Here is a 26,481-nt window from a genome sequence, read left to right as displayed (position 1 = left end):
TTCCATTTAATTCTCACTATACTTAATGTTAAATATGTTAAAATATACTTATATATAAATGAAGGGAGTTTTTACAATGATTAAAGATCTTATCCTTAAAAACAGAACCTACAGAAGATTCTATGATGATGTAAAGCTTGATGAAAGCACCTTAAAAGAACTTGTAGATTTAGCACGGTTATCTTCCTCAGGTGCAAATCTTCAATCCTTAAAATATATAATTTCCTATACAGAAGAAAAAAATAACACTATCTTCCCTCATCTAAGATGGGCAGGATACTTAAAAGATTGGAATGGACCTGAAGAAGGTGAAAGACCTACTGGATATATTGTTATGGTTGCTGATAAAGAGATCAGTAAAAACTATTTCTGGGATCATGGAATTGCATGTCAAAGTATACTTCTTGGAGCCACTGAAAAAGGCTTAGGAGGTTGTATGTTTGGATCTATTGATAGAGAAAAGCTAATTGAAGGATTAAAGATTCCTGAAAGATATGAACTACTTTTAGTCATTGCCCTTGGAAAACCTAAGGAAGAGGTTGTTCTTGAGGAACTAAATGAGGCTAGAGATATTAAATATTACCGTGACGAGAACAAAGTTCATCATGTACCAAAAAGAAATTTAGAAGAAGTTATTTTAGATTTATAAAAAGAGGTAAGGTATAAGTTGAAATCAGCTTACACCTTACCTCTTTAGATATGCTGTTTTATCAATGCAATGAGAATAAAAAATCTAGTTATTTAATAAATTTTAATATTGACCTAACATGGTTTTCCTAGAACTTATACCACTTATCTAATTCTTAAGCTCCATTTTTTCTCCCACAATTTCTTCCCAAGTATCAAATATAGGTTTTATAACCTTTGGTCCTACTTTTGATATAAACACTAACTGAGAAACTTCCTTCTCTTCACAAGGTTTGTAGTCAATATTTTTCCCTACTACATCCACTTGGTTCCATCCATCACTTAGCTTAAAGAAGCCTTTTATTCTATAGCAATCCTTTTTAATAACATTCAAAAAAGCCTCTAACTTTTCTTTTTCTACAGAACCATTAAAGTTCATAAATAAGCTTTTGGGTTTGGTTTCTGGAGAATTTGTTGTTGCTTCACCTTCAACCCATTTATTTTCTAGTAGATTTTTCTCTAAGAAATCAAATTCAACTTGTCCATAAGAGCAAACTTGAATATCACATTTAGGGTTTATACTTCTTACGTCCTGAATCACATTCTCAAGGTGAACTTGGTCTATTAAGTCTGCCTTGTTTATTATAGCCATATGACAATGCTTTAATTGACGGTTTACAGTTTCTAAATCCTCTAATTGTTCTAAAAAATTTACTCCATCTATAAGGCAAATTACCCCTTTAAAGTCATAAACATCTCCAGCTAAAACCTCTACTCCACCTAATATTTCTTCTACATTAGAGGGGTCAGCAAGTCCTGAACTCTCCACGAATAAGTATTTTAAATCCATTTTTGACATCTCTGCCATAGCTTGAGCAAAGGATAGTTGTAAGCAAGAGCAAAATATAGATCCCTTATTGATTTCTACCATTTCTATATTATCTCTCTTTAATATAGTTCCATCTACTCCAATTTTTCCAAACTCATTTTGAATAACTCCAACCTTTTCTTTTTGAAGTTTATCTAAAATTCTTAAAAGTACCGTAGTTTTACCTGAGCCTAAAAACCCTGTAAGTAAGTAAAGATTAATTTTTTCTTTAGTCATTTTTATCTCCCCTTTAAATTCAAAATACTATATTTAGAAAACCTAAGTTAAGGTTTAATTTGTGTATAAACCTCTATTAGTTCCTTTGAAGCTTAACTTCACTCTATTTTAAAAGTTTCTTTATTTCCTCTGTAGAAAGTACTCTTCCCACAGACTTAATTTTTCCATCTACCATAAAACCCGGTGTACTCATAACACCATATCCAAGTATTGTTTTAAGGTCTTCCACCTTTTCTATGGTAGCTTCAATTCCTAATTCTTCAATTGCTTTTCTTGTATTTTTTTCTACCTTATCACATTTATCGCAACCATAACCTAAAATTTTAATTTCCATTTTCATACCTCCATAATTTTAAATTTCCTATAGTAATGGATTTATATTAGATATCACTTAATTCTTTCATTATATAAAAGCAATATTTAAAGTCGTACAAACTACAGTAACACTTTCATGAAAAATATTGTGAAAGTAATTTTAAATTTAATTATATTTCCTCTTTACATAAATAGATAAGAAAATACATTAAATAAATATCCAATTATTAAGATTCCACTAGTTACTATTCCAATAAATATACCTAAAAGCTTCTTTTTAACCACCTTACTAAGCATTATCATAGATGGAAGTGAAAGGGCTGTAACTGCCATCATAAAGGATAGTACTGTTCCAATACCTACACCTTTTCCAAAAAGTGCTTCTGCAATTGGTAGGGTTCCAAAAATGTCTCCATACATAGGAATTCCAACAGCTGTTGCAAGTACCACTGCAAAAGGATTGTTTCCTCCTATAATTCTTTCTACAACTTCTTGAGGAATCCAGTTATGAATAGCTGCTCCTATACCCACACCCACTAGAATATATATCCACACTCTATGGATGATTTCTACAACTTGACTTTTACAATATGCTATTCTATCTTTCTTTGTCATTTCTGCTAATTCCCCATCTACACTAGGAATTCCAAATACATACTCTTCCACATATTCCTTCATATTCAACTTGTCAATAATAGTTCCCCCTACTATAGCAAGAACTAGACCCACCACGACATAAGCTATAGCAATTTTAGCACCGAAAAAGGACATTAATAATAAAAGAGATGCTAAATCTACTAAAGGGGAAGATATAAGAAAGGAAAAGGTTACTCCTAGGGGTAGTCCTGCTGAAGTAAAGCCTATAAAAATAGGAATACTAGAACAGCTACAAAATGGAGTTACAGTTCCAAGTAATGCTCCAAGTATACTCCCTTTTATACCTTTAAATTTTCCAAGAATCTTTTTGGTTCGCTCTGGTGGAAAGTAACTTTGGATATAAGATATCAGAAATATTAACACTGATAATAGTATAAATATTTTTATAGTATCATAAATAAAGAAATGTATACTTCCACCTAGCCTATCTTCGGTAGAAAGTCTAAAGACCTTTTCTACAAGTAATGTTACTAAATCCCAAAGCCAAGTCATTTTTAATAAAACATTATTTAGTGTACTAAATACAACTTCTATAATACCCACTAAAAACACCCCCAATAAAAATTATTAATCACCAATTATAGTTTTAAAGTTAAAATTTATACTTCGTAATCTTATTTGTTTTTTATCACTTCTATAGCCTTAGTTTTGCATGTCTCTAAGTATTTTTCTGCATCCCTACTTCTTTCAACATCATTTTTTAATACAGCATAGGACTCTATATTTTCTACAATTTTATGTATTATTTCTTTAAACATCTCGTCTTCTGCTTTTAAGTAGTAAAAGATAAATTGCTCTTTTCTTTCATCTCTCACTAGTCCCATATCTCTTAGCTTTGCTAGATGTTTTGAAATCTTTGGTTGAGACTCCTCCATAATTCCACACATTTCACATACACATAATTCTTTATGATAAAGTAAGATTAAAATCCTCAAACGAGTTTCATCTGATAGTAGTTTAAAAAAATCTGTTAACTTATCCAAAATATCACCTCTTCTTTAATACTCTTTGTAACTTCTATAAATTAATAACATAATACTTATATACGCATATGGGTATATAAGTATTATAACTCTAAAATTTTTTATGGTCAATAATATTCTCTACATAAGTTTGTTATAATATTTTTTAAAACTGTGTTTTAAACTCTCCTATTTATGTGTTCTAAAGTTCTATAAAACTTAAAGAGGTTTCCTAGAGTGATTAAATTAACTCTAGGGCAACCTGTTATAATTTAAATTAAATAATGAACAAATTCATGTTATTAAACTAGCTCCATACTGATTTTATTAAGCATTTCAAGTCCCTTAATTTCTCTATCATGCATAGGAACTCTCACTATTTTAGACGAATTAAAGGTATTCTTTATTTCCACTAAATATTTCTCCTGCATATTTCTTCTATTTCTAAAGAAATCAGTAGTTGCCTGGTCTTCTGGAATTATTAAGTTAGCTACCACCAGCTGAGTTTCTATTCCAGCTGATTTTAGTTCCTGTGAGGCTCTATAAGCCTCAATTATTGGTGTTTTTTCTGGATACATTACAAAGGCAAAAGTAGTTTTATCCTTATCTTTCATCATAGAAATAACTTTATCAAATCTTTCCTTTTGCTTTTTATCCTCTTCACTTATTTCTGCCCCACCACCTGCCTTAACTTGGATTTGTTTACTCCAATCCATTGGAAGTTCTAGTAATCTTAAAGTGTGTCCCGTTGGTGCTGTGTCAAAAACTATTACCTCATAGGCCTCTTCACTGGCATATGAAATAAACTTTTGAAAAGCAGCCATTTCCTCTGTACAAGGGGAATTTAACTCCTCTTCCATAGTAAGCACTGTATTTTCATTAAATCTTTTTCTAGCCTCCTCTAATACATTTTTCTTATATTCCTCAAAGGCAGCCTTTGGATCTATTTTAGCGGCATAAAGGTTTTCAATTCCCTCTACTTTAGTCGGCGAATCTCCAATGGGTTTGTCTAAAACCTTCCCAATATGGGCTGCTGGATCTGTTGTAAGCAATAGTGTTTTATATCCCTTTGATGCAGTGTTTACAGCAGTAACGCAAGCCATTACAGTTTTTCCAACTCCGCCTTTACCTGAAAAGAAAATATTCTTATGCTTATTTTTTCTTGGGTATATAAGATTACTTATATCATCCTTTTGTGAGATTATATCCTTAATATCACTAAACTCCGCTTTTATATCTTCCTTATTTATAGTTCTTCTATTAAATAAGGCTTCCCCAATAATTTTAAACTTTTCAATTCCCTTAAGTTCTGTATGAAATAGCTCCATAGTGTCCATTGGAATTCCCTTAAAAGTTTTCTTAGCTTCTTCAAAATATCTTTGCTGCATTTCATATCTACTTTGAAAAAAGGAGTTTTTAGCTTCCGCCTTGGGTATAAAGCCATTTATTATAATTTTTGAGGTAGGAATTTGGAGTTCTTCTAATTCCTTTGAGGATCTCAAGGTCTCATCAAGGGAGGTGGCCTCAGGTTGCATAACAAAGATGAACTCTGTTTGTCTTTTATCTCTAAGCTTTTCTATGGCTCTATCAAACTTTCCCTTACTCTCCTGAATCATTGACACAGGCCCCATACAAGTTTGCCCACTACCTTTTGATGCTTCTTCAATATGCTTACTCCAATCAATAGGAAGCTCCAACAATCTTATGGTATGACCCGTTGGGGCAGTATCGAAAATTATTACCTCATAATCCTCTTCTCCCATAAAATCAATAAACTTATCAAAGGAAGCCATTTCTGCCGTACAAGGTCCACTTAGTTGTTCATCAGCAATCTTAATCATATCCTCATCAAAGAATAACTCTCTCATTGGAGCTAAAAGTCTTTCTTTATATTCTTCTGTAGACTTATCTGGGTCTATTTCCATAGCATAAAGATTTTCTATATTTTTAATTTTTGTTATCTTATGACCAATTTCTTGTTCAAATACATCTGATAGATTAGAAGCAGGATCTGTAGTTACAATTAGTGTTCTTAGGCCTTTATCAGCATTATATACTGCTGTAGCTGAGGCCATAGAAGTCTTTCCCACTCCACCTTTTCCAGAAAAAAATATAAACTTAGGATTCATTTTTATTCACTCCTTAGTGCATCTTCTATTTCCTCTAAAGTTGGGTACTCACCTTTTTTTATTATCTTTCCATTAACCTTTGTTATAGGAAGAGCTTTCATCTTTTCTTCCTTTACAAATTGTGCTACATCCTTTGCTACCATATACACAAGCCCATGGGTTTGTGGTTGATATCTTTCCACTTGTAAATCACTATATTTTTCTTGTAAGGTTTTTATATTCTCTTGTAGTCTTACTAAAGTTTCGTCTACAGAAGGTCCACATATACCTGTAGGACAACACATTGGCTTCTCAAAAAATTCTAGTTTCATAATTCATATCTCCTTTTATTCTTAATATTATTAGTTTTTTAATATGTAATTTTAAGTTTAACTATTATTATAATTTATAATTTTCTATATGTAGATTAAATTGTTATAAATCAAGGAATTGAATTACCATGAAAAAACTTATATATTTTATTTTGTGCAAAATCCCCAGTTGAATACTAGTAAGTCTCAACTGGGAATTCATGTTTTACAACTTAATTTTAAATTTAAACTGTATACAGGGGACCAAATACAAGACTTAACTTGTACATAGAACCTAAATTGGTTCCCTTAATATTTTCGAAAATGAGTAAATTAACCTTTAACTAAGGAAATCTATAAGACATAAAGCAGTATTATGCTTTATCATTAAACCAATGCCTAGTGTTATTAGCTATTTTAACAAGAGTTAACATTACTGGCACTTCTACAAGAACCCCTACTACAGTTGCTAGTGCTGCTCCTGATGTTAACCCAAATAGTGCAATGGCTACCGCAACAGCTAGCTCGAAAAAGTTACTAGCTCCAATCATTCCTGCTGGTGCTGCAATGTTATGTGGCAACTTCCATACTTTTGCCCATCCATAAGCTATACCAAAGATTAAGAAGGTTTGAATTGTTAGTGGAATTGCTATCAAAACTATATGAAGTGGATTATTAATTATTATCTCTCCTTGGAAAGAGAAGATAATGATTAACGTTAATAACAGACCTATAATAGTAATATTGTCGAATTTCTTTAAGAATACAGTGTTAAAGTATTCTAACCCTCTATTTTTTATCACAGTTTTTCTAGTTAAGTAACCCGCAGTTAATGGTATTACAACAAATAAAACTGTAGATAGTATTAGTGTTCCATAAGGTACTGTAACATCACTTACCCCTAACAAAAAAGCAACAATTGGCGTAAATGCAAGTAAAATAATTAAATCATTTACTGCTACTTGAACTAAAGTATATGCTGGATCACCTTTTGTTAGGTGACTCCAAACAAATACCATAGCTGTACAAGGAGCTGCCCCTAGAAGTACTGCTCCAGCTAAATAATCCTTTGCAAGACCCACAGGTATCCAACTTTTGAAAACTACATTAAAGAAAAATGCTGCAATTAAATACATTGTAAAAGGCTTAATAAGCCAGTTTGTAACACAGGTAACTATTAGTCCCTTTGGCTTTTTTGTAGCATTAACTATACTTGAAAAATCTATTTTCAGCATCATTGGGTAAATCATTAACCAAATTAGTATAGCTACTGGAATGGATACATTATAATATTCAAACTTATTTAAAGTCTGTGGAATAGCAGGTAAAATTTGACCAATTAGAATACCTACTACAATACAAATTGCAACCCAAAGGGTTAAGTATCTCTCGAAGAAACCTATACCCTTATCCACTTTTTTATTTTCTTTTGACATATACTATGCCTCCTATATATTTTTTATGTAAAATCCTAACCAAGTACTATAGCATGTCAACTACTTATTAGCTACTAGTTTATTATTAAAATGTCCTAAAAGTAATTTTGCCTTATATTCAACTACTTTACCAACTATGATAAGATTAAAACCTTTTAATTTAAATTAAGCTCTCCACTTTGGATTCTCCTAGCTAGGTCCTTAACCTTATTCTCAATAACCTTTGCTGTTTTAATGAATTCTTCATCACTTTTCCCTGTAGGATCCTCTAATCCCCAATCTTCAACGTGTTTTCCTGGTAAAAAAGGACATACTACATTACAACCCATTTTTACTACTACATCAACTTCTGGTATATCTGATAAAAGCTTTGACTTTTGAGTTTGGTTCATATTCACTCCATATAAATCCTTTATTATTCGCACTGCATCCTGATTTATTTGGGGCTTTGTTTCAGTTCCTGCAGAATATGGTTCAAATATCTCTTCTACAAATAACTTTCCTAATGCCTCTGCAATTTGAGATCTACAGGAGTTGTGTACACATATAAAGGCTACTTTTGGTTTCATAAAATTTCTCCTTTAATCAAAATATAGTAATACTGCACTTTAGCAGTAAATTCTTTTTACCAAGTTCTTTCTCCCTTGCGGATTAATCCTAGTATAGTGTGTTCTCTTGTAAAGTATCACTATATTCAAGATACCTACTTTATAATGTCCTTTAATATTAAATTTCCATCCTTAAAACTATCGCAATTCAATCCCGCATCCTTATACTTCTTTAATCTTTCAGAGTCTTCTTTAAATAATTCCATTTCATCACTATAGTTATTAATAATTTCTGAAAGGAAAGGATATTGTTTTATAGCTTTTTCGTTTATCTTGTAGTAAACATACTTACCTACTTTATAGTAATCTAAAATTTTAGCATTAGTTAGCTTGTTTAAATGTCTAGAAGCATTTGATTGATTTATATCTAATATAAGTTCTAGTTCACAAACACATAAGTCACCATGTGTTAGTAGATATAAAATTCTCATTCGAGTCTCATCAGCTAAGGCTTTCATCACTTGTAATAAATCCAATTTATTCACCCCTCATATTAACATATTCGTTTATAATCATATGATACATTATATTATGCTACTTTTCAATATTGGCTACAGTAATCAAAAAATTTAAATACTAGTCTAAGAATTAATCGAAAAAATAATAACCCTCCTGTAATACTACTGAGGGTTATGTTCAAAGCTTCGCTTATTTATTGTATATATTCTGCCGCCAAAATACTTTCTTTTCTAAAATGTCTAATACCCTGGCGTAAGTAACAAAAGGCTTCTATCTCTTTATCCTTTATTTTTAATACTTTAATTTTTCTTTGAGTTATCTCACTATTTTTCATATACATTATTGTAATTACCTTATGCTCTTCTAAAGATGTCTTTAAATAATTCTCGTACAATTTTTAACACCCCTTAATTAGAACTATAAGAGTATTATACCATAAAACTTAGCTTCTATCAAACACTTGTTCGTGTATTTACTTTTTTAAAATCTATTGCTTTTTTTCTAGCTATAAGTAGATAGTTATAGCTAATTGCTGACCTTTCTGTTTAACGGCTTAATTGTATAATAGCTAATAAATAGAAAATAAATTATAATATTTATTATAATTACCAGAGAATTTATTAACTTTGAAATAGTTTTAAATTATTTATCTATTTCAGAAAAGAGAGGGATATATGTTTACAGAAATTACTAATGAAATCATTAAGTCAAAGGAGAAGTTAAGGGACTTTGAAAAGCTTCAAGCCATGCTTAAAACTACTAAAGAAAACCTTGAAAAAGAAAACTTAAAACTTGAAGACTTAAAAGAAGAACTTGATAAGGAAACTCTAGATGTAAAGAAATTAGAAGGCTTAACAATTAATGCTTTATTTCATACTATTCTTAGAGACAAGGATAAGCAGTTAGAAAAAGAAAAGCAAGAGTTACTTCTTGCAAAACTAAGGTATGATGAATGTCATAGCAGTGTAGTTTCTTTAAAACAGTTTATTTCAAAATACGAAGCTTCTTTAAGTGAATATAATGATTGTGAAAAGGAATATGAAACTTTAGTTGAGGAAAAGAAAAAACTTATATTTAATGTTAATGATAAAACTAAACTCCAATTAATTAATATTACTGAAGAGTTGGCTAATATCCAATCTAATATTAAAGAATTAGAAGAGGCACTTGCTGCTGGAAATGCAGTTCGCTCCAAATTACAAGAGGTGATTTCAGATTTAGAAAGTGCTGAGAACTGGGGAACTTGGGATATGTTTGGTGGTGGCTTTTTAGCAACGGCTTCAAAACATTCTAAAATTGATGAAGCGAATGATCATGCTTTTATAGCTCAAAACCTTATTAATAAGTTTGAGACTGAGCTTAAAGATGTGAGCATTGGTTCTGATCTTGCTCTTAATGTAGGTAGCTTTGACACCTTTGCAGATTACTTTTTTGACGGATTAATTTCTGACTGGGTTGTTCAATCACAAATAGAAGAATCTCTCCAGAATGTAATTAATGTATCTAATAATGTACAAGTTATTACTAATAGACTAAATACTTCTTTAATATCCATGAAGGAAAAAGCTAGAGCTAAAAGAGAAGAACTAAATGCCTTTATTGAAAGTGTCTAAATACTATGTACTTATAGTGTTCTAATAAAATTATAGTTATAAACTTTGTAAGATATTTTTTACTACTAAATAAAAAAGATATCTTCATATAATCTACATAACTTTATACTAGTATAAAGTTACCGTAAATTTAATCAATACCCCATCCCAATATTTGATTAAATTATCCCCATTGATACTAATTTTCTAAAGAGACTATGTGAAGTAAACCTCACATAGTCCCTTTGGTTTATATTTATTATATGATTACTACTTACCTCTTTGATTAATAACCTCAGCCACAACTCTAGCCACATACTTCATACTATTTTTTGCTTCTTCAACAGTATTAGAAGTTGCTCCAACTTCTAATAACAAGGCATTATCACTTAAATCCTGATTATAGTACCTTTGACCATTATAATTGGTATGAAGATTTTTTTCTCTGAACAAATTTGGATATTTCTCTTTTGCCACACTAAATATTGCATTTATATTTTTCATATGGGCTTTATATCTAGGATCACTAGTGGTTGTAACTATTACCAGCCTTGCAACATTTTCATTGTTTACTTTAGCAGTAACATTTTCCTTTGCTGGCCCAGCATCCCTGTGCAAATCCACTACAAAATCAAAGTCTCCAAACTTTTTAAAATAATTGTTCATGGTTGCTCTAGATTTTGCATAGGCTGAGTTATAATCTAAATCATGAATTGTTTTATCATGGATTACTGTGAAACCCTGTTTTTCAAATTCCTTTGCCAGCTCATCGCCAACCCCAGCTACTGTTTGTGTTAAGTCCATCTTTCTCGTTTCCTTCAAATCATAAGCTTCAGTAGTATGAGAATGATAAATCAGTATTTTTTTCTTCGAATTATCCTGTGGATTTCCTACAACATCAACAGAGGGCTTTTCTGCCTTAGTAATACTGTTATCATTTAAAGTGAATGGATTAATTGCAATTTCTTCTGCTACCTTTGCTTCTTCAACTACTTTACTATCTTCCTTCTCGTCAATAAATTCTTCCTTTATATTATTAAACTCTAAAAAAGCTAACTCCTTATGTATAACTTTTAGAGGATTCAATGAGAACAAATTTAAAATACTACTATGCTCCTCTTTTGAGTTAGCCTTAAAAATAGAAATAGTATTATTCATGAAACTTTCAAATATTATACTATTATTGTTATTAGCATTCTCTGACGCTGCCTTAACTTCTAAATCTAATCCACTTACAATAATGCTAGTGGCCATCAGTGAAATTCCAATTGCTTTGAGACTTTTTCTTGTTAACATAAAGCTATTACTTAACTTGCTTTTTTTCTTCATTTCTCTTCCCCACCTAAATTAAACTTTGACATTTAAACTCCATGTATACTCTAAATAATTGTGCCTAAATTACTTATAAAGTCTTAAATATCAATCTTCCCCATAAGTTAATCACTTTAAATTTATATACCGTAAATTTATATAATTATATGATAGCTTGAAATTATTATGCTACTTAAATTGTAAAATCTTTTGAAAAAATAAACTTTTCCTTGTTATAAGCATTAAGTTATGCTATTTTTCCCTGTACATCTCATATTCAAAAAACCTCTAGGCTTTTATTACTAATCATTGATACATTTTCATTCTTGAACTGTTTTTAAGCACTAGTTTTAATAAAAGTAATAGAGAACGAATTTAATAACTCTTAACCATAGTAATATTAATAATTGCTATAAAAAAAACACCCTCAAAATTATAGTAATTTTGAGAGTGCTTCGTATAACTTATAGAATAAAATATTCAATTTATGCTAAAATGCATTTTAAGTTAATGTTGTCCTACCTAGTAATCCTATTTTAGTATATATAGTAGGACGTTGGATTTATTTTTTCATCACTTGAATTTCTAACTTCAAAATGTATATGTGGCCCTGTTGACCATCCTGTGGAACCAACTAGAGAAATTTTTTGTCCACCTTGAACCTGCTGGCCTTTACTTACTAACAACTGTGAGTTATGTGCATATAAACTACTGATACTTCCATGGTTTACTATTACTACATTACCATATCCATTCATCCACCCTGCATAAACTACAGTTCCAGCCATTAGGGAATATACTCCCGAACCATGAGGGGCACCAATATCTATAGCAGGATGAAACTCACCATCGCCCTTATAAGGACCATTTCTATAAGCATATCCAGAAGTTATAGGGTAGGCAACGCCTCCAGTGATCGAATAAATTTCTCCATTAGATACTTGTCCACTTCCGCTATCTTCGGAATTTCCTCCACCTGATGAACCTCCTCTTGAAGGTCTTGATGGTTGTTCCATACTCTTAATCATAGCTGTAACCTGATCAAATTCATCTTCATATTGTGCAAGAATTTTTTCTTGATTATCTATATCCTCTTCTGCTTTAGCTACTAGAGTGTTTTTTTCATCCTTCTTCTCATTTAATTCATCTAGCTTCCCTTGTGCTAAAACCTTTGAATCTTCAAGGCTTTGTTTTTCTAAGGCAAGCTCCTTTAACGTAGAAGCTAACTCTTCTTGATTCTTCTTAAACTCCTCCATTACACCTTTGTCGTACTTTATAAGCGTTGATATAACTTCTATTCTTTCTATAAGATCAGATATACCTTCAGCTTGAAGTAAAGTTTCAACATACCCTTGTCCTTGGTTTATATATAAGGCTCTAAGTCTCTTCTCCATTATAACTTTATTTTTTTCTAAATCTTCCTGTAACTTTTTTGATTTTCCTTCAAGATTTACGATGTCTTCTGATGTACTTTCAATTTTTAAATTTAACACTTCAACTTCTTCATCTAAAACTGAAATATTCTTATTTAATCCTTCTACTTCCTTTAATATATCACCTTTAGTGTTTTCCAAAGCCTTAATAGCTTCCTTATTCTTTTTTATATCCTGCTGGATGCTGCCTGCTTCCTGTTTCTTTGTTTCTAACTCATTAGCCATAACTGTTGTGGTTAATAAATTACCACACAATACTGTAGCAATTATGAATTTTACTGTTTTATTCATACTTCCTCCTTCTATAAAGCTTGTCCTTTGCCAACTTATTAATAAATATAAGTTTATAAGCTTTATCCCATTATCTATTTCTACAATTTGAAAATTCCTTGTGAAGTCGAATTTGGACATATGTAAGCAAATTAAAATGGTGATTACTTACAAAGGAACTTTAAGTTTCCTTTAGTTTTTAAATATGTATTACATTTATTCAGAATAATATAATGTAAAAAAACTCTGCATTATTATATTTCGTAAAAAAATGTAGTTTTTTTAATGTTAATATTAAAAAAATGTGTATATAACTATATTTATTATGAAAATTTAATAATATTCCTATAAATATAATATTTCCTGCTAATATTATAACTAAAAGTATTATAAAATTACAAGGGTTTGTACCTTCCAATTTTTTCTTCCCACTTCATATTCTACATATTCTATCATATTCCTTCTAGATATTTAATTTTAATTCATACTTACCCATCCGTTGACATATCCGCCTAAAAATATTAAATAAAAAAAGCTAGGTACTTTTCCTACCTAGCCCAATAATAAATATAACTAACTAATTATAGATTTTTAATTTGCCAATCAATAGGTTCTTTTCCTAAGTCTCTAAGAATTTCATTAGTCTTAGAGAAGTGCTTACAACCAAAGAATCCCCTACTAGCTGAAAGTGGACTTGGGTGCACAGTTGTTAATATAAAGTGGTGTTTATTTGTAATTAATTCACCCTTTTCTTTAGCATTATTTCCCCAAAGGAGAAATATTACCGGCTCTTCCCTTTCATTTAACAATTGTATTACTTTATCAGTAAACTTCTCCCACCCCTTATTTCTGTGTGAATTAGCTTGACCTTCTCTAACAGTAAGTACTGCATTTAAAAGTAACACTCCCTGGTCTGCCCAAGGCACTAGATATCCATTATTAGGGATAAAACATCCCAAATCCTCTTTAAGTTCTTTGTACATATTTAATAAAGATGGTGGCGTTTGAACCTTTGGCTGAACAGAAAAAGAAAGCCCATGAGCTTGATTAGGACCATGGTATGGATCCTGCCCTATAATAACTACCTTTACATCTTCATAGGATGTAAACTTTAAAGCATTAAAAATATCATGTTTGTCTGGATATATTGTTTTAGTTCTATATTCTTCAATTAAAAATTCTCTTAGCTTTAAGTAATACTCCTTTTCAAATTCACCACTAATTAACTCATTCCACTTATTGTAAAAATTAACCATTACTTTCATCCCTTCACCCTATGTTAATATAATATAAACATTATCTTTATAATTTCTTCATATTACTCTGTTATTATACTATTATAACATTAATAAGATAAAGTAATGCTTTTTCATTAATCCCCTAATGAAAAATAGAACTAGTAATCAATTGGATTACTAGTTCATGTTTTTTTTATAGAGTTTTTTATCTTTCCACTGTACTAACTATTGGTTTTCCCTCACTATCTACTAGCACGGTTAACCCTCCTCCATAGCCAGCCCAAGTAAATAAGTAGTTTACTCCTGTTTCCTTATCCACAAATATCTTGCATCCCTCTCCAAGTGAACTTTCCTTGTGAATAACTTGGAATCTTTTATTGTTATCAAACATACTTTTCCTCCTACAACTTATTAATCATACTAGCTTGATAAGCAGCACCAAAACCATTGTCTATATTTACTACACTAAGTCCACTAGAACAGCTATTAAGCATACATAAAAGTGCTGAAACTCCCCCAAAATTTGTACCATATCCAACGCTAGTTGGTACTCCTATAATTGGTTTATCTACAAGTCCTCCAATTACACTGGCAAGAGCCCCTTCCATTCCAGCCACAACTATTACAACTTTCGCCCCTCTTATAACTTCTAATCTGTTAAATAATCTATGAATTCCTGCCACTCCTACATCTACAATCTTCTCAACTTTGTTCCCAAAGATTTTAGCTGTTTCGTAAGCTTCTTCTACCACTGGTAGGTCTGAGGTTCCTGCTGCTACTATAGCAATATAACTTTCCGTAGTTTGCATCTCCTTCCTTTTTACCGTGATAGTTCTACCTAAATTATTATATTCAGCATCTTTACAAACTTTCTTAACTTCTTCATACATTTCTTCTGTAGCTCTAGTTCCTAGTATGTTACAATTCTTTGTAGCCATAAATTCAAAAATACTTTTTACCTGTTCAACGGTTTTTCCTCCACAGTATATTACTTCTGGATATCCCACTCTTAATTCCCTATGGTTATCTATATTTGCAAAGCCGATATCTTTATATGGCAAGTCTACAAGTTTTGTCACTGCATCTTCTATGTTTATTTTATCTGTCTTAACTAACTGTAATAATTGTTCTAAAGAACTCTTATCCATTTTCGTTCTCCTTTTGTTCCTATATATTATCTTACCTCTATACTAACTCTGTACTTTATATTAATGAAATATATATGATTAATTTCTACCAACTTTTAATTCAATTTCTTCTAAAACTTTTTCTGCTTCTTTTATATCCTTTGCAGGTGCAATTAAAATTTTATCATTCCTTGCACCCTCTTCAGTAGTAAATATCAACTCAAGGTTATTAAAATTCTCACCTATAAATACTTCACCAAGACTTAAAAATACTCCATCCACTGGTGAGTTTTCATCGCCACTCCAATATAACATATTTGAATAAGAGTCCTTTGTTAGCTCTACACTTACATGAGGATACTTTTTATCATTAATATAAATATATCCTCTAAAGTTATTAGGTTTTAGAACTTTTCTGTAAATATAACCCTGAAACCTTATGTTAACCTTCTCTATATTACTTTCTCTGCTTTTATTTAATATTACTCCTTCTAAATTAAGGTCAACCTTTGTTGGCTTAGAGTAATAAATAAAGCCCAATGCTATACTAAAAATTATTACTAGTACTAGTATTCTTCTTTTATTCAATATGCTCCTCCTACTAACCCTCTTTATTGTTCCATTCACATTTTAATAAGTCCATGTAAACTACATCAGAAAATTTACCAATTCTACTGTCAAAGTAACCTTCTCTTATAATGCCTATTTCTTTGAATCCCAATTTTCTATATAATTTGTGAGCTCTTTTATTATCTATCATGGTTGTAAGTTCTATTTTATTTAAATTTAAAAATCTAAAAAGAAAATCTATAAAATGAGTCAATGCATCTTCTCCATAGCCCTTTCCTTGTTCTTTTAGATCACAAATTTTTATACCTAACTCACATTTTTGGTTTCTACTATCCCATCCGGAATAATTCATTTCTCCTATAGGTTTTAAGGTATCTTTATCACAAATTATAAATCTCTTTTGCTCCTGGAACATAGCTGTACTTTCTATTTCCTTTGAAATATTTATTCTTATAGCTTCCTTACTTTGTAATGTTCCAAAACAATGAGTTGCATGTTCCATAAGGTTAATATCATTCCACCACTTATAAAGATACTCCTCATCACCTATTTCTAATTGTCTTATAACAACTTTTTTCCCCTGAATCATCTTAATCCCCCAATTTTAAAAAACTATTTATTAATATTAGCCTCAGGCTAAAAACCTACGTTATCTCCTCCAAAATATGCTATGGCTATTTAGAATTACTAAAAGTTTCTAACCAATTGTATATACTAATATTAACATAAATTAGCAGTTTGTAGACTGTGAAAGCATTAAATTTTTGTGATATTATAATTTATAATATCTATAGTCCTAAGCTTAAAACTACCCATATTACTAAAGTAGTTAAAAAATAAAATCAAACCTATTAATTCTTATGTATATTTTATTTATTCATATATTATAGATATAATAGCTTTATCATGTTAATTCAAAGGAGGTTTTCTTTTGAGGAGAGAATATGTAAATTATCCTTCAAATATACCTGTTACTGTATCTTACGTAAATCTTAAAGAATATCCTATTCACTGGCACTACGCTATCGAGATTATTTATGTTCTTAAAGGTACCTTAGAGGTTTATATTAACTCAGGAAAATATGAAATTCATCAGGGCCAATTAGAGATTATAAATGTAGATGAAGTCCATCACCTTCATAGTAATGAAAATAATAAAATATTAATTTTTCATATAGATCCATACTTTTTTGAAAAGTATTATTCAGATATAAAAAATATGTTTTTCTATACAAAATCCTCTTCCTTGCATTCCCAAAGTAGTGAAGAGTATGATGAGCTAAGAACATATTTATCTAGAATACTCTGTGAAGTAGTTCAAAAGCAAGAAGATTATGATGAAGAAATTGAGGATTTATTGGTTAAACTTCTTTATCACCTTATAAATAATTTTAATTACTTAATTTATGAGAAAGAAGAACTTAAGGATGATGCTAATCAACTTCAAAGATATCATAGTATTTCTAAATATATTTTTAATAACTACAACAACAATATAACTCTAAAAGATATTGCAAATAATGAATTCTTAAGCCCTCAATACCTATCTCATGAAATTAAATATGCTACTGGTTACAGCTTTACAGACTTGATAAACCTTACTAGGGTAGAAGAATCAATAAAATTACTTCTTGATACAGATAAAACTATATCTGAAATTTCAGAGGAGGTAGGGTTTTCTCATACAAGATACTTCAATAAAAACTTTAAACTTCACTATAAGGTTACGCCCTTACAGTTTAGAAAAAAGTATAAAACTAATGAGGTTCAATTGGAAAAACTTAAAAGTTCCGAAATATTAGATTTAAATGAGAGCATTACATACCTTTCATATTTTTTAGAGGACTATGATAGGTTTAACTACGAAGATAAGATTTTCCAAATAAATATTGATATGAGTAAGAACTTAGGTAATTTTGATAAAAGTTTTAAGAATACTATTACCATAGGAGATGCCTTTGAACTTCTAATTGAAGATAACAAGGACACCTTAGAGGAAATACAGCATGAGATTGGATTTCAATATGCCCGTATTCTTAATGTGTTCACTGCAGATATGGCTATTTTTCCAAACTCCAGGTTTTATAATTGGAATAGAACAAAGGACGTTTTAGAATTTTTATATTCTATTAATCTTAATCCACTTATTGTTATTGATTCTAATGATTTTACTGAAGATAACTTTATAGAAGTTATTGAATCCTTCTTGAGTTATTTTAGTGATTTAGATTCCGTAGATTTTAGATCCTTTAAGTTTGAACTTAGTAGTAGCCTTCCTGAATCCGTGAAATTAAAAATACAGGAATTATTTATGAATATCCATAACCTTGAAATTGAAACACCCTATCCAATGGATAAAACTTCAGAAATAAATCCTATTTATGACACTGGCTATATGCTTCCCTATGTAATTCATAATATTTTAACCAACAATAATAGCTTGTCATTCTTAAGACCCTTTGATGTATTGGATAAACAGGTAGACTTAACAAATGAAGTATTTTTTGGATACCCTGGTTTAATTAATGACAAAGGTATAAAAAAGCCTTCCTACTATGGCTACTACCTCTTAAATAAACTTGGTGATACGGTGGTTGCTCAAGAGGATGGATATATTGTTACCAAAACTGATGATGAATATCAAATTTTACTTTATAACTTTCATAAGGATATAGATAAACTAATACCTTTAGAAAAGTTCTCAAAATTAAGAGGAGTAAAAAATGCTACTTCAAAGAAGCTTTCTTTAAACATAATCAATACCTGCTCTGATATTAAAATTACTAGTTACGAAATAAGTGAAAAACAAGGTTCTTCTTTCAACTATTGGCTGCAAATGGGTAAGCCTAAAAGATTAAGTAAGGAAGAAAAGGAAATTCTTTACAAAGCATCTTTTCCTCAAATAAGATTTAAACATTTCAAAAAAAGTGCTGTAATAAATCTTCAAGGTCTACTAAATAGCTACGGATCCATTCTTATTTTAATTAAAAAAGTACAAAACCACCATTAATAAGGTGGTTTTGTGCTTTTTTTTACATTTAGGAATATGTAACCTTCTCATAAAAGTACCTTTTATTAAGCATACAAGTGAATGTAAGAAATTCACTTAATTTCTATAATAGAATTAGGAATTAATTTAAAAACAAGGAAAATTTCAGGTTAAATAATTGAAAGGTATAAAAGGCTACCTTTTAATTTATAAACATTATTTTATAACCCTAAATAACTTTGAAAGAGGATTGATAGTTTGATTCACTATATAAAATTAATAAATCAAATTTATATAGAACACATAAAATTGAGGTGGAATTCATGGGAATGGACGATAGAATTTTTTCTGAGGGAAAAATTAGTAAGATACTCTTAAGATTTGCTATACCAGCTATTATTTCTTTATTAGTAGCTGAACTTTATAACATGGTGGATACTATATATGTTGGTCGCTACATTGGTGCTAATGCCATTGCTGCACTAACTATATCTTTTCCAATTCAAAGATTTTTAATTGCACTTGGTTTTTTAGTAGCCGTTGGCGCTTCAACTTATGTATCCCGAAGTCTAGGTGAAAAAAACTTCTTAGAAATTGAGAAAACTATAATCAACGCTTTTGCAATTACCCTAACCCTTATGTTGTTTATGACTCTTCTTATATTTTTCTTTAAAGAATCTATACTCTATAAACTTGGGGCTAGTAGCGTAACATATTCCTTAACTAATGAATATGTATCAATAGTTTTAATGGGTGGTGTTTTCCAGTGCTTGGGATTAGTGGGTTGCTATATTATGACTTCCTTAGGAAATACTAAGATAACCCTTTATGCTAATTCAATTGGTGCTATATTGAATATTATTTTAGATTATATTTTAGTAGCCCATTATGGAGTAGGAATACAGGGAGCTGCTATTGCTACAGTAATTTCTCAAATTGTTTCCTTTTTCTTTGTTCTTTATAGGTTTAAAGAAGTATTTGAAAGTTTTAAAATTAAAATTTCAATAAAATCAATTTTTTCTTCCTTAAGTCTAGATATAACCAGTGGCATAATAGCTATTGGATTCTCTACCTTTGTAATTGAAATTTCCGATGCAGTAGTATCTGTAATATTAAACAATTTACTTTATTCTAAAGGTGGAGATACTGCAATTATAATTATCGGTGTAATTACAAAAATTTCTATGTTTATGTTTATTGCAATAATCGGTATAAGCTCTGCTATGCAACCTATAGTTGCTTACAATTTTGGAGCTGAAAAATATAATAGAATCAAAGAAACAGTGATAGTCTCAATTAAAACTGTTACCATTATATCTATAATTTTTGCTGCAGTGCTTGGTCTGTTATCTAATGAAATTATAGGCTTTTTCTTAATGGATGAAAAAATATTACCTTCAGCAGTAAAAGCCTTTAGAATTTGCATTTCATTGCTTCCTTTTGCTGGTGTGTATTACATTGGCATATATTATTATCAAGCAATTGGTGAAGCTAAAAAAAGTTTCTTATTATCGATTTTTAGACAACTTGTAGTTTTCATACCTTTAGCAATAATTTTTGTTCAAATATTAGGAACCTTAGGAGCATGGATAGCCTATCCTATTTCCGATTTAATATCAGCTTCTATCTCCTTACATCTTTTAAATAAAGCTTCAAAAAAAGATATGGCTTCTGATAAATTACCTAGTAAAAAAGTTGCTTTGAATTAATTAAATAAAATTTCTTTAAAAAACTGCTTCCATCAAATATTCTGGAAGCAGTTTTTTTATTTTAATTGTTTGATTTTATTTTATAGTTAATTACTTTATTTTTGATTTTTACTTGCTTTTTTGCTCCTCCAAATAAAGTCTTCTGCCATTTCTTGTTTAAACTTTGTCATTTGTTGTTTTGCTTGGGGACTTATTGCACGGTGTCTAGCTACGTTAATATTTTTCATAAACTCTTCCTCCCTTATTTTTATAATAAATTTCATTAAAATAAAATTCCATCACGGAAGCCTACAAAAAAACATTAAAATGCTAAGTTTCTTATGAAGTTTATTTTTTTATTTACATTTAAATTTCACAAGATAACTTTCTATTAATAGTTTGTCCGTATATTAAGTTTGTAGACCTTGTAATTTTTCTTTTCTTTGGATAATCCTTTTATTTGTTAAAAATAATCTTATTTTTGCATTTTTAAAAAGCCATATGTTATAATAATATTGACAACCGATATCGGAAATAAATATTTTGGGAGGTTCCATTTTTGAAAAATCAAATTGCAAGAAAATTGTTTTTAGGTTTTATACATATACACATTCTACATCATGGTGCTAAAGAACCTTTCTTTGGTTCTTGGATGATTGATGAGCTAAAACATCATGGCTATGATATGAGCCCCGGAACTTTATACCCAATATTACATAATTTGGAATCAAGTGGTCTTTTAAGTAAGGAAGAAAAAAACGTAGAGGGTAAAATTAGAAAGTACTACTCTACTACTAAAGATGGTGAAGAAGTACTTAGAGATTTAAAAGAAAAAGCTCTTGAACTGATAAAAGAAATTAGTGAATAGTAAAGGAGGATTTTTATGTTTAAGTTAGAGAATATAAAATACAAGAACATCTTAGATATCCAAAGTCTTACAATTCCAAATAGAAAAACCACCTCTATTGTAGGTTCAAGCGGTAGCGGCAAAACTACCCTTTTAAGACATTTGAATAAGCTCATCTCTCCAAATAGTGGAAATATATTTTATTTTAATACCCCTTTAACAGAAATAGATTCTGTTGAACTTAGAAGAAAAGTAGTAATGCTTTCTCAAAATCCTGTTATTTTTACTGGAACAGTAAAAGATAATTTGCTATGTGGCTTAGGTTTTTCAGAAAAACCTTTTCCTCAGGATATTAAACTAAAAGAAATTCTAGAAATGGTAGAACTAAATAAGCCTCTTGAAGAAAATGCAGAAATTTTATCTGGTGGAGAAAAACAACGCTTGGCCCTTGGGAGAGTCATCTTAATGAATCCTGAGGTGCTCTTGCTAGATGAACCCTCATCAGCTCTTGATGAGGAAACTGAAAATCTTATGGTAGCTAAACTAGCTTCTTATGTAAAAGCTAATAATAAAACTTTAGTAATGGTTACACACTCTAAAACCATTGCTTTAAGATTTTCAGATAATATTATTGAGATTAGTGGTGGAAAAGTAGTAAATGGAGGTGACTTTTAAATTATGAATGGAGTAATTGATTTGGGAATAATTCAAATGATTTCTGTTTATATATTTGTTGTGATTTTACTGATAATTGTAAAGAAAAGAGGAATTTCTAGAGAAAAAGAAATACTAATTTCCTCCATAAGGATGACAATTCAACTAATCATTACTGGATATGTACTTGTTTATTTATTCGAAAACTCAAACCCAATTTACACTATTTTAGTTGTAATTACCATGGAAGTTTTCTCAATATATAACATTTTTAAAAGAAGTAAACTTAAACTTTCAAAAAAACTAAAAAAGATTATTGCCTTATCCATGACCTTTGGTACCCTTACAAGTCTTTTTTACTTTCTATTCGTAGTAGTTAGAGTTAGTCCTTGGTACAATCCTCAATACTTTATTCCCATTGCTGGAATGCTTATAGGAAATTCAATGACAGGTATTACTTTAGGTGTAAATAGACTTGTAGATGGTATGACTACTCAAAAGGCACTTGTAGAGGCCGCTCTAATGCTTGGAGCTCACCCAAAGGTTGCAGCAAAATCAATTATAAATGCTGCCTTTGATGCCGCAATACTTCCAACTATTAATTCTATGGTAGGCATGGGAATTGTTTTTCTTCCTGGAATGATGACAGGACAAATACTATCTGGTACTTCCCCAACAACAGCCATAGAATATCAAATTGCCATAATGCTTGGAATCTTAGGTAGTGTTGCTTTGACAGTAATAATTTTTGTTCAACTTGGATATAAAACCTTCTTTAATAAGGAATCTCAATTAGTGTTTGAAGATTAGTTTTCCTCTTGCTCTATACACTTAGATATTCCACTTAGCCTATATTAATATTAAATCTTTGAGAAATTACTATAGATACCTCCATAAAAAAGCACAATCTGAAGACAAATGTATATTATAGTAATGTGTAATAATACTAAGGAGATTAATAATGTTTGTGCGTAATCCTAATTCTAATTACACTGTAGAAACAGATGAAGAATTATCTTATGTGCCTTTAAATAATAAGGCTTTTGATGATTCAGAGGATGAGGATATTTATATTCATAAAGATGCCAGTGATCAGCGTTACTTACCACCGTTCCTTAATAATCCACTTACTGACTTATTGTTCGGGCCATCTAATCCGCCAGGTCCTCCTGGTGGACCTGGTGGCGGTCCTCCTGGCGGCGGACTCGGTGGGCCTCCAGGTCCACCTCCATCAATGACACCAAGTAAGTCAGGTGCCTCTTTCCAATCCCAAGGGTCTTTTGGTGGACCACAGGTTAAAGCTGTATCCCCTGGCTCTATTAGACCCTGTAGATTCCAATTTGTTTACATTTGGCTTAGAAATGGCCGTTCCTTCTGGGCTTGGCTTACTTATGTAGATAGAAGAACCGCTTCTGGTTTTAGATGGAATGGACGAAGATGGGTATACTTTGGAGTGGACTTAAGAAGAATTGATTACTTTGAGTGCTATGGAAGAAATAGTTTAAGAGATTCTGAGGTTCCAGAACATTTAAGAAATATGCAAGGACCTCCTGGACCGCCACCATCAATGACTCCTACTAAACCTGCTACTACTTTTGGAGCTCAGCCCTTTGCTGTTTCTCCTGAATCTATTAGCCGTTGCAGATTTCAGTTTGTTTATATTTGGCTAAAAAACGGCACTTCTTTCTGGGCTTGGCTAATAGATGTAGATAGAAAAACTGCTACTGGTTTTAGGTGGACTGGTAGAAGTTGGTCTTTCTTTGGAGTTAGTTTAAGTAGAATTGAATTCTTCCAATGTTTTGGAAGGGATTGCTTAGGAGATTTTGAGGTTTCAGAGGATAGTTTTCAGGTTCCAGAGCATTTAAGAAATATGCAAGGACCTCCTGGACCGCCACCATCAATGACACCAAGTAAGTCAAGTGCTTCTTTCCAATCCCAAAGCTCTTTTGGTGGACCACAGACTAAAGCTGTATCCCCTGAATCTATTAGACGCTGTAGATTCCAATTTGTTTATATTTGGCTTAGAAATGGCACTTCCTTCTGGGCATGGCTACTAGACGTAGATAGAAGAACCGCTACTGGGTTTAGGTGGACTGGTAGAAATTGGTCTTTCTTTGGAGTTAGTTTAAATAGAATTGAATTCTTCCAATGCTTTGGAAGGGATTGTACGAATGACCCTGAGAGAGGCGTTGGAAACCCTTTTGACTTTATTTTTGGACCTCCATCCGGTGGGCCTAACGGTGGAACTCCTCCAAGTGGAAATCAAAGCGAACCTCCTGGACCTCCTCCTTCAATGACTCCAAGCAAATCATCTTCTCAAAACTTAATGGGAGGTCCACAGGTTAAAGCTGTTTCTCCTGGTTCAATTAAACCATGCCTATATCAATATGTATATATATGGCTAAATAATGGCCGCTCCTTCTGGGCTTGGCTTACTAGAGTAGATAAAAAATCTGCTTCTGGCTATAGATGGACTGGATTTAACTGGACTTACTTTGGAGTTGATTTAAAATCAATCAATTATTTTGAATGCTATGGTAGAAGATTTAAAGGAAGAAGCGATAAATTAGTGAAAAAAGCTGGCCTTCCTGATGTTAATAATATGAGTAATTTTAATGCTGCAGAAAATGCTAATACCATGGGTAATTTAGCTAATATGCAGGATCTTGCTAACATGAACGGTGCCCTAACTCCTACTCCTGTAGATATGACAAATGTAGTTCCTGAACCAATTGATACTAATTTGGATTTTGATACAGAGGTAATTCCACCAGTAGAAATTACTGAAACTATGGAGGTACCTACCCCTGTACAAACTACAGAAAATATAAATGTTACTACTGATATTAGTGCTAATTTGAAACCTCAAATCTTAGAGCCTGAAAAGATAAAGGTTGATTATCCAGTAATTAAAGATTTACCAAATAAAGAAGTGCAGAATAATATTAATGATGCTATCATTAGTGAAGTTACTTCTTTATTAAATAATCAAGTTCTAGTTCCAGAACAAAAGGATATTAAAGAAGTAGAAGTTTCTTATCAGGTACCTTTAATGGAAAAAGGATTGCTTTGCATAGTATTCTCTATTTATATTAGTGCAGCTATGGATCAAAATAATACAATTTTCAGCTCATTAACCTTTGACACTAATACTGGTGAAAAGTATGAACTTGAAGACTTATTTAAAGATGATTGTGATTATGAAAATCTGTTAAGTGATATGGCTGTTAAAAAATGTGATGAAATAGAAGTTCCATTAGTAAGCGACTATGAAGGCTTATGTGACAATCAACAATACTATTTAACTCCTAATGGAATTGTTCTTTTCTATCAAGTCGATGAATATACACCTAGTTCCTACGGATTATTCAGAATTCCTATAGGGTATGAAGAACTTGGCGACCTATTAAATACCTATAACCCAGTATGTAACTTTTTATACTAAAACTTAAAATAAGGCAAGAGCTATTTTATTAGCTCTTGCCTTTAAATTTACTAAAGATTACTACTATGAAAACTATCCATAGCAGTATTATTATTGAACCTGCAATCCAATTATTTATCTTCTTACCTTGAAATAGGTTCTTTGCTTCTTCCCTACACTGCTCAATTATATTTTTGGGAATAAGTTTTAATGCAATAGTTATACCTAAAGGGATAAGAATTAAATCGTCTAAATACCCTAATACAGGAATAAAGTCTGGAATTAAATCTATGGGGCTCATAGCATATCCAACAACAATAATTGCAAAAGCTTTAGCATACCAAGCTACATCTTTCCTTTTATAAGCTAAATATAGTGCTCCTACTTCTACCTTTAACTCTTTTGACTTTCTCTTTCCAAAATCTATAGCCTTTTTTATATAATTCATGTCTATTACCTACTCTATTCTTAAATATAAGTTATAACCTTCCTTAAACCTGTTCCAAGATTTAAGGATCTTTGTCCATATTTTCTTTTCCTAACAAGTTGTTTTCAGTTTTATCATCCTAATTTTAGATTCATTAATAACCTGCACATAAAACATTCTTAAGCTTTACTCAGCCTAGTTATCACTTCTAAAAATATATGCTTCTTATTTTTATATTAATTTAATATTATCTTAAATAACATTACTATTTCAATGATTTTCTGAAACTAAATATATATTTAATTTAAATACAGTGATTTATG

At 30.8% G+C, this 26,481-nt stretch carries 27 protein-coding genes; 8 read left to right on the top strand and 19 right to left on the bottom strand.

Features of this window, described 5'->3' with window-relative positions:
* Positions 1–76: 76 nt before the first annotated feature.
* Positions 77–649, top strand: a complete 573-nt coding sequence (locus B3040_RS13690; RefSeq protein WP_291574237.1) for a nitroreductase family protein — start codon at positions 77–79, stop codon at positions 647–649.
* Positions 650–796: 147 nt separating this feature from the next.
* Here the strand turns inward: B3040_RS13690 and B3040_RS13685 are convergent, their stop codons facing one another.
* The 10 genes from B3040_RS13685 to B3040_RS13640 form a co-directional block, all read right to left on the bottom strand.
* Entirely contained in the window at positions 797–1,732 is a 936-nt protein-coding gene (locus B3040_RS13685; RefSeq protein WP_291574235.1) for a CobW family GTP-binding protein, read from the bottom strand.
* A gap of 103 nt (positions 1,733–1,835) precedes the next feature.
* Positions 1,836–2,066, bottom strand: coding sequence for a thioredoxin family protein (locus tag B3040_RS13680; RefSeq protein WP_017413790.1), 231 nt, complete (start codon positions 2,064–2,066; stop codon positions 1,836–1,838).
* Positions 2,067–2,230: 164 nt separating this feature from the next.
* Positions 2,231–3,196, bottom strand: coding sequence for a permease (locus tag B3040_RS13675; protein WP_414632541.1), 966 nt, complete (start codon positions 3,194–3,196; stop codon positions 2,231–2,233).
* Positions 3,197–3,318: 122 nt separating this feature from the next.
* Positions 3,319–3,687: an ArsR/SmtB family transcription factor gene (locus B3040_RS13670; protein WP_291574229.1), complete on the bottom strand. Its 369-nt coding sequence runs from the start codon at positions 3,685–3,687 to the stop codon at positions 3,319–3,321.
* 281 nt (positions 3,688–3,968) lie between these two features.
* Entirely contained in the window at positions 3,969–5,795 is a 1,827-nt protein-coding gene (locus B3040_RS13665) for a TRC40/GET3/ArsA family transport-energizing ATPase (protein ID WP_291574228.1), read from the bottom strand.
* 2 nt (positions 5,796–5,797) lie between these two features.
* Positions 5,798–6,106, bottom strand: coding sequence for an arsenite efflux transporter metallochaperone ArsD (gene arsD / locus B3040_RS13660; RefSeq protein ID WP_291574225.1), 309 nt, complete (start codon positions 6,104–6,106; stop codon positions 5,798–5,800).
* 353 nt (positions 6,107–6,459) lie between these two features.
* Complete coding sequence (gene arsB / locus B3040_RS13655) at positions 6,460–7,521, bottom strand: ACR3 family arsenite efflux transporter (RefSeq protein ID WP_291574222.1); 1,062 nt, start codon at positions 7,519–7,521, stop codon at positions 6,460–6,462.
* A gap of 155 nt (positions 7,522–7,676) precedes the next feature.
* Positions 7,677–8,090 carry an arsenate reductase ArsC gene (locus tag B3040_RS13650; RefSeq protein WP_291574219.1) on the bottom strand — a complete coding sequence of 138 codons (414 nt, stop codon included), beginning with the start codon at positions 8,088–8,090 and terminating at the stop codon, positions 7,677–7,679.
* A gap of 134 nt (positions 8,091–8,224) precedes the next feature.
* Positions 8,225–8,614 (bottom strand): ArsR/SmtB family transcription factor, encoded by a 390-nt coding sequence (locus B3040_RS13645; protein WP_414632540.1) that lies wholly within the window; start codon positions 8,612–8,614, stop codon positions 8,225–8,227.
* A gap of 167 nt (positions 8,615–8,781) precedes the next feature.
* A complete protein-coding gene (locus tag B3040_RS13640; RefSeq protein WP_291574215.1) occupies positions 8,782–8,982 on the bottom strand; it encodes a hypothetical protein in 201 nt (66 codons plus the stop codon).
* Between the two features lie 280 nt (positions 8,983–9,262).
* On the opposite strand from B3040_RS13640, the gene B3040_RS13635 reads away from it, so the two are divergent.
* Complete coding sequence (locus B3040_RS13635; protein ID WP_291574212.1) at positions 9,263–10,201, top strand: hypothetical protein; 939 nt, start codon at positions 9,263–9,265, stop codon at positions 10,199–10,201.
* A 249-nt stretch (positions 10,202–10,450) separates the two neighbouring features.
* Here the strand turns inward: B3040_RS13635 and B3040_RS13630 are convergent, their stop codons facing one another.
* From B3040_RS13630 to B3040_RS13600, 7 genes are all read right to left on the bottom strand, one after another.
* Positions 10,451–11,509, bottom strand: coding sequence for a stage II sporulation protein P (locus B3040_RS13630; RefSeq protein ID WP_291574209.1), 1,059 nt, complete (start codon positions 11,507–11,509; stop codon positions 10,451–10,453).
* Between the two features lie 518 nt (positions 11,510–12,027).
* Complete coding sequence (locus B3040_RS13625; protein ID WP_291574207.1) at positions 12,028–13,215, bottom strand: murein hydrolase activator EnvC family protein; 1,188 nt, start codon at positions 13,213–13,215, stop codon at positions 12,028–12,030.
* A 560-nt stretch (positions 13,216–13,775) separates the two neighbouring features.
* On the bottom strand, positions 13,776–14,450 hold the full coding sequence (locus B3040_RS13620; protein ID WP_291574610.1) for a uracil-DNA glycosylase: 675 nt from the start codon (positions 14,448–14,450) through the stop codon (positions 13,776–13,778).
* 187 nt (positions 14,451–14,637) lie between these two features.
* Positions 14,638–14,823, bottom strand: a complete 186-nt coding sequence (locus B3040_RS13615; protein WP_291574204.1) for a DUF6440 family protein — start codon at positions 14,821–14,823, stop codon at positions 14,638–14,640.
* Between the two features lie 10 nt (positions 14,824–14,833).
* Complete coding sequence (larB, locus tag B3040_RS13610; RefSeq protein ID WP_291574201.1) at positions 14,834–15,580, bottom strand: nickel pincer cofactor biosynthesis protein LarB; 747 nt, start codon at positions 15,578–15,580, stop codon at positions 14,834–14,836.
* 78 nt (positions 15,581–15,658) lie between these two features.
* The gene (locus tag B3040_RS13605; RefSeq protein ID WP_291574198.1) at positions 15,659–16,147 is read right to left on the bottom strand and encodes a hypothetical protein; all 489 of its coding nucleotides are present in this window, start codon (positions 16,145–16,147) and stop codon (positions 15,659–15,661) included.
* Positions 16,148–16,160: 13 nt separating this feature from the next.
* Complete coding sequence (locus B3040_RS13600) at positions 16,161–16,718, bottom strand: GNAT family N-acetyltransferase (protein ID WP_291574196.1); 558 nt, start codon at positions 16,716–16,718, stop codon at positions 16,161–16,163.
* Between the two features lie 342 nt (positions 16,719–17,060).
* On the opposite strand from B3040_RS13600, the gene B3040_RS13595 reads away from it, so the two are divergent.
* Both B3040_RS13595 and B3040_RS13590 read left to right on the top strand, forming a co-directional pair.
* A complete protein-coding gene (locus tag B3040_RS13595) occupies positions 17,061–19,139 on the top strand; it encodes a helix-turn-helix domain-containing protein (RefSeq protein ID WP_291574194.1) in 2,079 nt (692 codons plus the stop codon).
* Positions 19,140–19,447: 308 nt separating this feature from the next.
* Entirely contained in the window at positions 19,448–20,827 is a 1,380-nt protein-coding gene (locus tag B3040_RS13590) for an MATE family efflux transporter (RefSeq protein WP_349679181.1), read from the top strand.
* 95 nt (positions 20,828–20,922) lie between these two features.
* Here the strand turns inward: B3040_RS13590 and B3040_RS13585 are convergent, their stop codons facing one another.
* A complete protein-coding gene (locus tag B3040_RS13585) occupies positions 20,923–21,054 on the bottom strand; it encodes a hypothetical protein (RefSeq protein ID WP_291574191.1) in 132 nt (43 codons plus the stop codon).
* 311 nt (positions 21,055–21,365) lie between these two features.
* Here B3040_RS13585 and B3040_RS13580 point away from each other — a divergent pair, with 311 nt between their 5' ends.
* The 4 genes from B3040_RS13580 to B3040_RS19500 all read left to right on the top strand — a co-directional run bounded on the left by B3040_RS13580 (position 21,366) and on the right by B3040_RS19500 (position 25,752).
* Positions 21,366–21,674: a PadR family transcriptional regulator gene (locus B3040_RS13580; protein WP_291574188.1), complete on the top strand. Its 309-nt coding sequence runs from the start codon at positions 21,366–21,368 to the stop codon at positions 21,672–21,674.
* Between the two features lie 15 nt (positions 21,675–21,689).
* Entirely contained in the window at positions 21,690–22,328 is a 639-nt protein-coding gene (locus B3040_RS13575) for an ABC transporter ATP-binding protein (RefSeq protein WP_291574186.1), read from the top strand.
* 3 nt (positions 22,329–22,331) lie between these two features.
* Positions 22,332–23,117 (top strand): ABC transporter permease, encoded by a 786-nt coding sequence (locus B3040_RS13570; RefSeq protein ID WP_291574184.1) that lies wholly within the window; start codon positions 22,332–22,334, stop codon positions 23,115–23,117.
* A 151-nt stretch (positions 23,118–23,268) separates the two neighbouring features.
* The gene (locus B3040_RS19500; protein ID WP_349679180.1) at positions 23,269–25,752 is read left to right on the top strand and encodes a DUF3298 and DUF4163 domain-containing protein; all 2,484 of its coding nucleotides are present in this window, start codon (positions 23,269–23,271) and stop codon (positions 25,750–25,752) included.
* Positions 25,753–25,780: 28 nt separating this feature from the next.
* Here the strand turns inward: B3040_RS19500 and B3040_RS13555 are convergent, their stop codons facing one another.
* Positions 25,781–26,179, bottom strand: a complete 399-nt coding sequence (locus B3040_RS13555; RefSeq protein WP_291574182.1) for a YkvA family protein — start codon at positions 26,177–26,179, stop codon at positions 25,781–25,783.
* Positions 26,180–26,481: the final 302 nt, after the last annotated feature.

Source organism: Clostridium sp. UBA4548 (assembly GCF_002387895.1).
In the GTDB taxonomy this organism is placed as follows: domain Bacteria; phylum Bacillota; class Clostridia; order Clostridiales; family Clostridiaceae; genus Clostridium_J.
Note: the sequence above shows the minus strand (reverse complement) of the source record. Positions and strands in the feature narration are given on the sequence as shown.